The sequence below is a fragment of the Pseudomonas baetica genome, from assembly GCF_051216495.1.
GTDB lineage: Bacteria > Pseudomonadota > Gammaproteobacteria > Pseudomonadales > Pseudomonadaceae > Aquipseudomonas > Aquipseudomonas baetica_B.
Genome location: NZ_JBPKAM010000033.1, coordinates 24,624 through 36,289 on the forward strand (window position 1 = coordinate 24,624; position 11,666 = coordinate 36,289).

The window sequence follows — 11,666 nt, forward strand, 5'->3', positions numbered from 1 at the left end:
CCAATGTGGGAGCGAGCCCGCTCGCGAAGAGGCCCGCTCAATCAAAGAAAATCTTAGGCCCTGAACTGCCCCAGGCTCGCCTTCAACTGCGCCGCCAGACCATCCAGCACCTTGCCGCTGGCCGTCGTCTCTACCACCGCCTGAGCCGCCTTCTCGGCCTGCGCATGAATGGTTTCCACGCGACCACGCACGGCCTGAGCACCCTGTGCCTGATGCGCTGCGGCTTGAGTCGCCAGACCAATCGCCGCATGCACCTGCTCCACCGATGCCTGCACCGATTGCTGTAACCGCGCACTGTCACGCAGCACCAACAAACCTTCGCTCGCCTGACGCCCCGCCTGCCCGATCGCCGCCACCGCCTCACGTGCGCCTTGCTGCAGTGCCACGATGTGCGCCTGAATATCGCCAGTGGAGCTTTGGGTCTTGCTCGCCAGCGCCCGCACTTCATCGGCCACTACGGCAAACCCGCGCCCGGTCTCGCCCGCTCGCGCCGCTTCGATAGCTGCGTTCAACGCCAGCAGGTTGGTTTGCTCGGCGATTCCATGAATGACCGTCAACACCACTTCAATCTGTTCGCTTTGTTGCGCCAGCCGCTCGATCACTTGCGCACCGGTATCGACCTGCCCGGCCAGCGCCTCAATCAGGCTGCCGACCTTCGCCGAAGTTCGAGTGTTTTCGTCGGTGGCCTGACGAATATCCACCACCTGCTTCAATGCCGCCTGCATCGCCTGGCTCTCGGACTGGGCCTCGTCCGCCATTTGCGACAACGCACGCAGGCTCTCGGCCACCTCGTCGCGCTGCATGCCCGCAGCCGCGTCTGCCCCGGCATTGCGCAGGGTCATGGCACCGATTTCCACGCCGGTGCGCTGGGCCACATCGCCTGCCTCGCGCACGATCGGCTGCAACTTATCCACAAAGCGATTGACCGCCGAGGCCATATCGCCAATTTCATCCTTGCTATTGATCTGCACGCGCTTGGTCAGATCGCCTTCGCCGGCCGCCAGGTCATCCATGGCACCAATCAACATCTTCAAGCGATTGACCACCCGACGCCCCAGCACCACGGCGAGCAGCAGCAGAACACCGGCACCCACCACCGCCAGTCCCATGCCGATGCGCCAGCGCAAGGTGGCCGCCGCTTCCTGCACCGTTCCGGTGGTATTGGCTTTCATTTCAGACGCCGTGGACTGCGCCGACTGCAAACGCGCCCGCATGGCTGTCGCGCTGTCTGCCGCCGCGCCCTTGAGACTGTCACCTACCAACTGATCACTGCTGGCGATCAGGGCCGAGAAGCGCTTGTCGAGGGCCGCCAGGTCGGTTTCCACCGAGGCCGTCGAGATGCCCATCAAGACCTTGCCGATTTCCACGCCATTGGGATTGATCGAGGCTTCCAGGTAGTAGACCGAAGGGTCGTTCTTCGCTGCGTCCAGCACTTTGTCCAGCGCTCGCTCGCCCTGCCCTTTCTCCAGCAACGCCTTGTTGATCGGGTTTTCCCGGTTGAGATAGCGCGTCAGGTGCTGACCTGTCGCGTCGTCGTAGACCACGAACAACACATTGGGATTACGCTGTGCCCGACGGGCAAATTCCGAGAGCGTCGGGACGTCACTGTCCCACATGGCGCGTGGTGCGACCGAAGCCAGAAGCTGCGCCATATCGTTGGCGGAGTCCTTCAGATCCTTTTCCAGGGTCGCGCGTAATTGCGCCTGCTCTTCCTTCAGTCGCGAGGACAAACCGGCCGTAAGGCGCTGACGCGTGCTGGTGGAGAGGCTGTCGAGACTCGACGTAACTTCTCGTCCTGCCTGCTCAAGCTCGCTGGAAAGCTTCTGACTGTCAGCTCCCAGGCGAATGCCCAGATCAGCCTCAAGCGCGGTCACCGTGCTCCGGGTCAGAGCGACAGCCACCAGCACCTGCACCAAAAGGGCGATACCGAGAGTAACGAATACAGGCCGCAAGAGACGGCTTTGTAACAGTGAGAGAACGGCTGACACTGGAGATCCCCCTGCTTTGGCGCCATTAAATTGATAGCACGCCAGAAGCTATGCTTTTTTCTAATGTTCGGTGCAAAGGTCATGCCGTCCAACAGGCAAAAACGACAAAGGCCCCGATGAAGGGGCCTTTGTGTTTTACATCAACGACTTATTAAGCGAACGGGTGACGCAGAACGATGGTTTCGTTGCGATCCGGGCCCGTCGAAATAATGTCGATCGGCGCACCGACCAACTCTTCAACGCGCTTGATGTAGTTGCGTGCAGCCTGTGGCAGCTCTTCCAGGGTCTTGGCACCCAGGGTGGACTCTTTCCAGCCTGGCATCTGCTCGTACACTGGCTCGAGGCCGATGTAGCTGTCGGCGTCGGTAGGTGCATCGATAACCGCGCCATCGGCGTTCTTGTAGCCAACACAGATGTTGATGGTTTCCAGGCCGTCCAGTACGTCCAGCTTGGTCAGGCACAGGCCCGAGATGCTGTTGACGTCGATGGCGCGACGCAGGATGACGGCGTCGAACCAGCCGCAACGACGAGCACGACCCGTGGTAGCACCGAACTCGTGACCACGCTTGGCCAGGAACGCGCCAACGTCGTCGAACAGTTCAGTCGGGAACGGACCCGAACCGACACGAGTGGTGTAGGCCTTGGTGATACCGAGGATGTAGTCCAGGAACATCGGCCCCACACCGGAACCGGTGGCGATGCCGCCCGCGGTGGTGTTGGAGCTGGTGACGTACGGATAGGTACCGTGGTCGATGTCCAGCAGGGAACCCTGGGCGCCCTCGAACATGATGTCCTTGCCAGCACGACGCAGCTGGTGCAGCTCGGCGGTGACATCGAGCATCATCGGCTTGAGCAGCTCGGCGTACTCCATGCACTCGTCCAGGGTCTTCTGGAAGTCGATTGCAGGCTCTTTGTAGTAATTGACCAGTACGAAGTTGTGGTAGTCCAGCAACTCGCCCAGCTTGGCGGCGAAACGCTCGCGATGGAACAGGTCGCCGATGCGCAGACCGCGACGCGCAACCTTGTCCTCGTAAGCAGGGCCGATGCCGCGACCGGTAGTACCGATCTTCAGCTCGCCACGCGCCTTTTCACGAGCCTGGTCCAGCGCAACGTGATAGGACAGGATCAGCGGGCAGGAAGGGCTGATACGCAGACGCTCACGCACCGGCACGCCTTTCTCTTCCAGCTTGTTGATTTCCCGCAGCAGGGCGTCAGGTGCTACCACCACGCCGTTGCCGATCAGGCACTGCACGCCTTCGCGCAGCACGCCCGACGGGATCAGGTGCAAGACGGTTTTTTCGCCGTCGATCACCAGGGTGTGGCCAGCGTTGTGGCCGCCCTGGTAGCGCACTACGGCGGCAGCATGTTCGGTCAGCAGATCAACGATCTTGCCTTTGCCCTCATCACCCCATTGGGTGCCCAGGACTACGACATTCTTACCCATAACACTTGTCCTCATTCGCGCAAACTTGGTGCCGGCGGTGGCCGGCAGGAAAACTCAAGAAGCCAGTGGCGATACTTGCCAAAGCCCGTTCTGCAGAATCAATTGCCGGTCGCAGTCCGCTTCACGGGCGGCGGCCAAAGGTTGTCCAGGCAAGGCCTGAACGACACGCTGACCCTCACTGCGCAACTGGCAAACCTGCTGCCAGAGTGCCGCATCCGTACTGTCAGGCATCCAGATACCGCCAGACGGTAGCTCGATCTCAGCACGCCCCAGGGTCACCAGGGTTTTCAAATCGGTAGAGAAACCGGTTGCCGGGCGAGCACGACCAAAGTCGGCGCCGATGTCGTCATAACGACCGCCCTGGGCAATGGACTGGCCTACACCCGGTACGAAGACGGCGAACACCACACCGGTGTGGTAGTGGTAACCGCGCAATTCGCCCAGGTCGAAATACAGTGGCAGGTCCGGGAAACGCGCAGACAGGCGCTCGGCAATCGCCAGCAGATCGTCCAGTGCCGCCAGAACCGGGGCCGGGGCCTTGGCCAGGCGTTCACGGGCGGCCTGCAGCACTTCGCGACCGCCACACAGATCGACCAACGCCCGCAACATGGCCGACAGATCGGCCGGCAAGCCTTCGGTCAAGGTAATGACCTCATCGATGGCTTTACGTTGCAATGCATCGAACAACTGCTGTTCAACTTCACCGGACAAACCGGCGGCGCGGGCAAGGCCGCGGTAGATACCCACATGCCCCAGGTCCATGTGCACGTCCGGCACATCGGCCAGTTGCAGCATGGCCAGCATCAGGCTGATGACTTCGACGTCACTGCTCGGACTGGCATCGCCGTACAACTCGGCACCCAATTGGATCGGGCTGCGCGAGGACGACAGGGCGCGTGGCTGGGCATGCAATACGCTACCGGCATAGCACAGACGATTCGGACCTTCGCGACGCAGGGTGTGCGCATCGATGCGAGCCACTTGCGGCGTGATGTCAGCCCGGAACCCCATCTGCCGGCCCGACTGCGGGTCGATGACCTTGAATGTACGCAGATCCAGGTCCTGGCCCGCGCCGGTCAGCAGGGATTCCAGGTACTCGATATGGGGAGTCACGACAAACTCGTAACCCCAGCTCTGGAACAGATCCAACACCTGACGACGCGCGACTTCTATGCGCGCCGCTTCCGGTGGCAGTACTTCTTCGATGCCATCTGGCAGCAGCCAGCGGTCTACCGTTGCCATTACGCCATTCCCCTATGATCCGGGCGGCAAGCCTTTGGGCGAGCCTTGAGTGAAGCAGAAAATGCTCGGTCCAGCACAAACCACGCGCATGAGCGACGAAGCGAAAAGCCTGAAATGGGCTTCGCCAAGCACTTCCCTCATAAAACCTGTCGGGCCATTCAGCCCGTGCAGCTGCACAAAAACAGCAATCAAACGTGCAGACGCAAAAAAGCCGGGAATTTCCCGGCTGCCGCATCATACACACGTTTTCCCAAAGGATCACCCCGCCAGAGGTATTAGCCGCCCGGCGGGATGATTCAGGTCAACGTCGTATCAAGGCTTGGCTTTTTCCAGGTAATGGAAGAAGTCACTGCTTGGGTCGAGGACCATGACGTCGGATTTGTTCGCGAAGCTTTCACGGTAGGCACGCAGGCTACGGTAGAACGCGTAGAACTCCTGATCCTGACCGTAGGCCTTGGAGTAGATCGCAGCAGCCTGGGCATCGCCGTCACCGCGAATCTCTTCGGATTCACGATAGGCTTCAGCCAGCAGCACGCGGCGTTGACGATCGGCATCGGCACGGATGCCTTCTGCCAGCTCGTTACCCTTGGCGCGGTGCTCGCGAGCTTCACGCTCACGCTCGGTGCTCATCCGCTCGAACACGCTGCGGTTCACTTCCTTCGGCAGGTCGATGGTCTTGACCCGAACATCGACTACTTCGATGCCCAGCTCTTTTTCAGCCATCTTGTTCAACGAAGCCGTGATATCCGCCATCAGCGCATCACGCTCACCCGATACCACTTCGTGCAGGGTGCGTTTACCGAACTGGTCACGCAGGCCCGACTCCAGGCGACGGGAAAGACGTTCGTCGGCAATCTGCTTGAGGCCGGAAGTCGCGGTGTAGTAACGCTCTGCGTCCTTCACGCGCCACTTGGCATAGGCATCGACCATCACGGCTTTCTTTTCCAGCGTCAGGAAGCGTTGTGTCGGCGCATCCAGCGTCATCAGGCGTGCGTCAAACTTACGCACCTGGTTAACGTAAGGCACCTTCACATGCAGGCCAGGCTGAACATCGGTCTGGACCACGCGACCGAACTGCAGCAACACCGCGCGCTCGGTCTGAGCCACGATGTAGAAGCAGTTCCAGGCAGCGATCGCCACGACGACGCCGACAATAAGGGCGATCAGCGATTTATTGCTCATCAGCGACTCTCCCTGGTACGTGCTTGCTGTTGCTGTAGATCAGAAGCCGCACGTGCATTCGCTTCATTGCTGGTGGCTGCCGCACTGGTCACCTGAGTGCTGGTGCTGCGACCACTTTCAACCATCTTGTCCAAAGGCAGGTACAACAGGTTGCTCTGGCCATTCTTGTTGCCGGTCACGAGAACCTTGCTAGTGCTGCTGAAGACTTCCTGCATGGTGTCCAGGTACAGACGCTGGCGAGTAACTTCAGGGGCCTTGCGATACTCGGCGACCAGTTTTGTGAAGCGATCAGCCTCACCCTTGGCGCGTGAGACGGTTTCGTCACGGTAACCATTGGCATCTTCGAGAATGCGCTGGGCCTGACCACGGGCTTCCGGCACGACGCCGTTGGCATAGGTCTCAGCCTGGTTGCGCGAACGCTGTTCGTCTTCACGGGCACGGATCACGTCATCGAAGGCTTCCTGCACTTCACGCGGTGCCGCTGCGCTCTGCACGTTGACCTGGGTCACGGTGATACCGGTGCGATAGGTATCCATGAAGCGCTGCAGACGCTCCTTGATTTCGCTGGCCATCAATTCACGGCCTTCAGTCAATACCTGGTCCATCGCGGTGGAACCCACCACATGGCGCAAGGCGCTGTCGGTCGCGTGCTGCAGGCTGATTTCCGGCTGATCGACGCTCAGCACGAAGTCCTGCAGGTTGCTGATCTTGTATTGCACGGTCAGCGGCACTTCGACAATGTTTTCGTCTTCAGTCAGCATCTGACCCTGCTTGGTGTACGCACGCTCACGCGTGACGTTTTCCATGTACTTCTTGTCGATCGGCGGGAAATAGATGTTCAGGCCCGGACCGACGGTTTCGTAGTACTTGCCGAAGCGCAGCACCACGGCCTGCTCCTGCTCATCCACTACATAAACCGCGCTGTACAGCCACACGGCCGCCAGCACAACCAAGCCAATGCCGAGCAGGCCGCCGAAGCCGCCACTCTTGCCCGGCCCACCGCCGTCATCACCCCGTTTCTTTCCACCACCGAACAACCCGTTCAGGCTTTCCTGCAGCTTTCGGAAGGCCTCGTCGAGATCTGGCGGTCCCTTGCGATCGCCGTTGTTACGGCGCTTGCCACCCCAAGGATCCTGATTATTCGAGTTGCCACCCGGCTCATTCCAAGCCATAGCGCTCTCCATCTGATAAAGCAAAGACGCACCCACGGCGCGCCGACCAATGCTACAGAATGCCTGTCACCACGACACAACCGCTTTCTCAGGCTTTTATTGCAAAGTGTGTTGCTCGATGAAATCCAGCGGCTGCAAACCTTCGCGACTCACCAGCCGATTCAATTCGGCCCGTGGCAAACGAACAGCCAGCAAGCAGAGGCCTTCTTCGTCATGTTCTTCTTTTTGTACCGCACCGAGCTCGAAAAACTGCGCACGCAGTCGAGCAAAACGTTGCGGCAAGCGCAAGGTGCCAACAAACAAATCATCGCCCAGTAACTCGGCCACGGCCTGCTTGAGCAGGTCCAGACCTGTACCGTCCTTGGCCGACAACCAGACCCGCTGCGGCTTGCCATCGGCATCACGCTGGATCTGCGGCTCAACGCCCTCGAGCAAATCGAGTTTGTTGTATACCTCGAGGATCGGCAAGTCCTGCGCCCCGATCTCGCCGAGCACCACCATGACCTGTTCGATCTGGGCCATGCGTTCGGGCTCATGGGAGTCGATCACGTGCAGCAGCAGGTCGGAGTTACTCGACTCTTCGAGCGTAGCCCGAAATGCTTCGACCAGCTTGTGTGGCAAGTGGCGAATGAAGCCCACGGTGTCTGCCAGCACGATTGGTCCGAGGTCATCGAGTTCGAGTCGACGCAGGGTCGGGTCAAGAGTGGCGAACAACTGGTCGGCAGCGAACACGTCGGATTCGGTCACCGAGTTGAACAGCGTCGATTTGCCGGCGTTGGTATACCCCACCAGTGAAACCGTCGGAATGTCCGCCCGTTTACGACCACGACGCGATTGCTCACGCTGGCTGCGAACCTTTTCCAGGCGCCCCTTGATCTGCCGCAGACGAATCCGTAACAGACGCCGGTCGGTTTCCAGTTGGGTTTCACCCGGACCGCGCAGACCGATACCCCCCTTCTGCCGCTCAAGGTGAGTCCAGCCACGAACCAGTCGTGTACTCATATGCTCAAGCTGAGCCAGTTCGACCTGGAGCTTGCCCTCATGGGTGCGGGCGCGTTGGGCAAAGATATCGAGAATCAAACCCGTGCGGTCGATCACGCGACACTCGAAGACACGTTCGAGGTTACGCTCCTGACTGGGCGTGAGGATGTGATTGAAAATTACCAGATCTGCCTGTTCGGCTTTGACCAGGTCGCGCAGTTCCTCGACCTTGCCGCTGCCTATCAGGTATTTGGCGGTTGGCCGATTACGCGGCACGTTGAAAAACGCGGCGGTCTCGGCGCCAGCCGACGTTGCCAACTCCTGAAACTCCTGCGGATCTTCGCGCGCCTCAGGGTCCTGACCATCCAAGTGAACGAGAATGGCTCGCTCACCACCACCGTGGCGCTCAAAGAACAAAGGAGACTCCTATCAGGCGTTACCTGGCTCAGCATCACCTGCTTCGGATTCGGTTGCGCTAGGCAGACGAATTGGACGAACCGGCACTACTGTAGAGATAGCGTGTTTGTAGACCATTTGGCTGACGGTGTTTTTCAGCAGGATAACGAATTGGTCGAACGACTCGATCGTGCCTTGCAGTTTGATACCGTTGACCAGATAGATGGACACCCCAACTTTCTCTTTACGTAAAGTATTCAAGTAAGGGTCTTGTAGCGAATGCCCTTTTGACATGTGCCGCACTCCTTTAAGGATTCAATATAAAAAATAGGTAAACAAATGGCTTGTGACCGTCACACCCCCAAGGATAGACGGCAATTGCAAGGACTCAGCTCAATATGGAGATGGTCCCCAGGTATTTCAAGGCGCGTGGCAGATTGTCGCAATCGAGGCTGTCCAGCCAGTGTAAATCAGCCCAACTGCGTAGCCAGGTGAACTGACGCTTTGCCAACTGGCGCGTGGCGATGATTCCACGCTCCTGCATCTCGGCTGACGTCAGCTTGCCATCCAGGTAATCCCAGACTTGTCGGTAGCCTACTGCACGTATAGACGGCAACCCGGCATGCAGGTCACTTCGCTTACGCAGGGCTACGACCTCGTCGATGAATCCCTGTTCCAACATTAAAGTGAATCTTTGTTTAATTCGCTCGTGCAGTACCTGGCGATTTGCCGGGGCAATCGCCAAGTTCGCGACAGTATAGGGCAATTGTTGCCGTCCCGAAGCCGCTGCTTCAGTACTTTGCACAGATTGTTGCAAGCGAAGGGCAGTCATGCTTTGACCGCTGACACGATAAACTTCCAGTGCTCGACTGAGACGCTGCGGATCGTTCGGGTGAATGCGCGCGGCAGACACCGGATCGATCACCGCCAATTGTTCGTGCAGGGCTTGCCAGCCGAGGCGTGCGGCTTCTTCTTCGATCTGCGCGCGCACGTCCGGATCGGCGGCCGGCATGTCGGCCAGACCTTCGAGCAAAGCCTTGTAGTAGAGCATCGTGCCGCCGACCAGCAGCGGAATTTTTCCGCGCGCGGTGATATCGGCCATGGCTTCAAGGGCGTCACGGCGAAAGTCCGCGGCCGAATAACTCTCGGCCGGGTCGAGAATGTCGATCAGTCGGTGCGGAAACTGCGCCAGAAGCTCTTTCGAAGGCTTGGCGGTGCCAATGTCCATGCCTCGGTAGACCAGCGCCGAATCGACGCTGATCAGTTCGCAGGGCAGAACCTTGGTGAGTTCGATGGCCAGGTCGGTCTTGCCGGCGGCGGTCGGGCCCATCAGGAAAATCGCAGGGGGGTGCTGGCTCATCAACGACCGCGCAAGAACAGTTTGTCCAGATCGTCCAGGCCCAGCTGGGTCCAGGTCGGTCGGCCATGGTTGCATTGACCGCTGCGCTCGGTGTTTTCCATGTCGCGCAGCAGACCGTTCATTTCCGGTATTGCCAGGCGCCGATTCGCTCGAACTGCGCCATGGCAGGCCATGGTTCCGAGCAGTTCGTTCAGGTGCGCCTGAATCCGGTCACTGGTGCCGTACTCCATCAGGTCGGCCAATACATCGCTGACCAGTCGATTGGCTTCAGCCTGCTTGAGCAGTGCCGGGATCTGCCGGATGGCCAGGGTTTCCGGGCCAAGACGTTGCAATTCAAAGCCCAGGCGCTGGAACCAGGCGACATGTTCTTCGGCGCAATCGGCTTCACGCTGGCTGACCGCCAGGGACTCCGGCACCAACAGCGGCTGACCGCTCAGACCTTCGCTGGCCATGGCAACTTTCAGACGCTCATACATGATCCGCTCGTGAGCGGCGTGCATGTCCACCAGCACCAGGCCCTGGGCGTTCTCCGAAAGAATGTAGATACCTTTGAGCTGCGCCAGCGCATAACCCAGCGGCGGAATATCGCCCTGCCCGGCTGGCAATGCCGTCGCATTGGCTTCGGGCAGCGGCGCAAAGAATTCGCGATAGGCAGCCTGGGCTTCAGCGGCGGGAACCGCGGATTGCGGACGCGGGGTGTACTGATACTGATAACCCCCGCCAGAACCGGAGCTCGACGGCGTGTTGAAGGATGGTTGCGCTTGAGGCTGCTCCAGCAGCGCATTGGCTGCCAGACTCATTTCACCCTGGGGTCCGAACTCACCCGCCTCTAGACCTGTGGGCCGCACAATGGCAGTCGCGACCGGTGCAGCCAGTTGATCTTCCGGCCGCACGTCACCCAAGGCGCGGTGCAAGGTCCCATATAGAAAATCGTGGACCATGCGCCCGTCACGGAACCGTACTTCGTGCTTGGTCGGGTGCACGTTGACGTCTACGCCCGCCGGGTCGACTTCGAAAAACAGCACGAAGGTCGGGTGCCGGCCATTGAACAGCACATCGCGATAAGCCTGGCGCACCGCGTGGGCTACCAGCTTGTCGCGTACGGCACGGCCGTTGACGAAGAAATACTGCAAGTCCGCCTGACTGCGGTTGAATGTCGGCAACCCGACCCAGCCCCACAAATGCAAGCCATTGCGTTCGATTTCGATCGGCAGCGCCTGCTCCAGGAAGCCGGGCCCGCAAATCGCCGATACACGCCGGGCACGGGCCGCATCATCATGGGCCTCGTGCAGGCTAAGGATGGTCTTGCCGTTGTGGCGCAAATGGAATGCCACATCGAAGCGCGCCAGGGCCAGGCGCCTGATCACTTCCTGCAGATGATCGAATTCGGTTTTCTCGGTCTTGAGAAACTTGCGTCGGGCCGGCGTGTTGAAAAACAGGTCGCGAACTTCGACAGAGGTACCCACCGGATGCGCTGCCGGCTGCACCCGGGCCGCCATTTCGCGACCTTCGGTTTCGACCTGCCAGGCCTGGTCCGCATCGCGGGTGCGGGATGTCAGGGTCAGGCGTGCCACGGAACTGATCGACGCCAGCGCCTCACCGCGAAAGCCCAGGCTCATGACTTGCTCGAGGTCTTCCAGATTACGGATCTTGCTGGTGGCGTGTCGCGCCAGGGCCAGCGGCAGGTCATCGGCAGAAATACCGCTCCCGTCATCGCGCACCCGCAGCAGCTTGACGCCGCCCTGCTCTACATCGACATCGATACGCTTGGCACCGGAGTCGAGGCTGTTTTCCAGCAGCTCCTTGATTACCGAAGCCGGGCGCTCGACCACCTCACCGGCGGCAATCTGGTTCGCCAGCCGTGGGCTGAGCAGCTCGATGCGAGCAGCATTGGTCAGCAC

Annotated in this window: 9 protein-coding genes; all 9 read right to left on the reverse strand. The window is 59.9% G+C overall.

Translation table 11 applies throughout. The annotated features are described in order from the left end of the window. Nucleotides 1-53: 53 nt before the first annotated feature. Complete coding sequence (locus ACSFE6_RS13975) at nucleotides 54-1,988, reverse strand: methyl-accepting chemotaxis protein (RefSeq protein WP_435428160.1); 1,935 nt, start codon at nucleotides 1,986-1,988, stop codon at nucleotides 54-56. A 151-nt stretch (nucleotides 1,989-2,139) separates the two neighbouring features. Continuing rightward, nucleotides 2,140-3,432, reverse strand: a complete 1,293-nt coding sequence (locus ACSFE6_RS13980; protein ID WP_435428161.1) for an adenylosuccinate synthase — start codon at nucleotides 3,430-3,432, stop codon at nucleotides 2,140-2,142. A 54-nt stretch (nucleotides 3,433-3,486) separates the two neighbouring features. After that, the gene (locus ACSFE6_RS13985) at nucleotides 3,487-4,674 is read right to left on the reverse strand and encodes an ATP phosphoribosyltransferase regulatory subunit (protein ID WP_435428162.1); all 1,188 of its coding nucleotides are present in this window, start codon (nucleotides 4,672-4,674) and stop codon (nucleotides 3,487-3,489) included. Nucleotides 4,675-4,986: 312 nt separating this feature from the next. Beyond that, the gene (hflC, locus tag ACSFE6_RS13990; RefSeq protein WP_435428163.1) at nucleotides 4,987-5,856 is read right to left on the reverse strand and encodes a protease modulator HflC; all 870 of its coding nucleotides are present in this window, start codon (nucleotides 5,854-5,856) and stop codon (nucleotides 4,987-4,989) included. After that, nucleotides 5,856-7,028 carry an FtsH protease activity modulator HflK gene (gene hflK, locus ACSFE6_RS13995; RefSeq protein WP_435428164.1) on the reverse strand — a complete coding sequence of 391 codons (1,173 nt, stop codon included), beginning with the start codon at nucleotides 7,026-7,028 and terminating at the stop codon, nucleotides 5,856-5,858. Before hflK ends, hflC begins: the two co-directional genes overlap by 1 nt. 96 nt (nucleotides 7,029-7,124) lie before the next feature. Beyond that, nucleotides 7,125-8,426 carry a ribosome rescue GTPase HflX gene (gene hflX / locus ACSFE6_RS14000; protein WP_435428165.1) on the reverse strand — a complete coding sequence of 434 codons (1,302 nt, stop codon included), beginning with the start codon at nucleotides 8,424-8,426 and terminating at the stop codon, nucleotides 7,125-7,127. 12 nt (nucleotides 8,427-8,438) lie between these two features. Further along, nucleotides 8,439-8,699 (reverse strand): RNA chaperone Hfq, encoded by a 261-nt coding sequence (hfq, locus tag ACSFE6_RS14005; protein ID WP_007902656.1) that lies wholly within the window; start codon nucleotides 8,697-8,699, stop codon nucleotides 8,439-8,441. A 94-nt stretch (nucleotides 8,700-8,793) separates the two neighbouring features. Beyond that, nucleotides 8,794-9,765 (reverse strand): tRNA (adenosine(37)-N6)-dimethylallyltransferase MiaA, encoded by a 972-nt coding sequence (gene miaA, locus ACSFE6_RS14010; protein ID WP_435428166.1) that lies wholly within the window; start codon nucleotides 9,763-9,765, stop codon nucleotides 8,794-8,796. Beyond that, nucleotides 9,765-11,663 carry a DNA mismatch repair endonuclease MutL gene (gene mutL / locus ACSFE6_RS14015; RefSeq protein WP_435428188.1) on the reverse strand — a complete coding sequence of 633 codons (1,899 nt, stop codon included), beginning with the start codon at nucleotides 11,661-11,663 and terminating at the stop codon, nucleotides 9,765-9,767. Before mutL ends, miaA begins: the two co-directional genes overlap by 1 nt. Nucleotides 11,664-11,666: the final 3 nt, after the last annotated feature.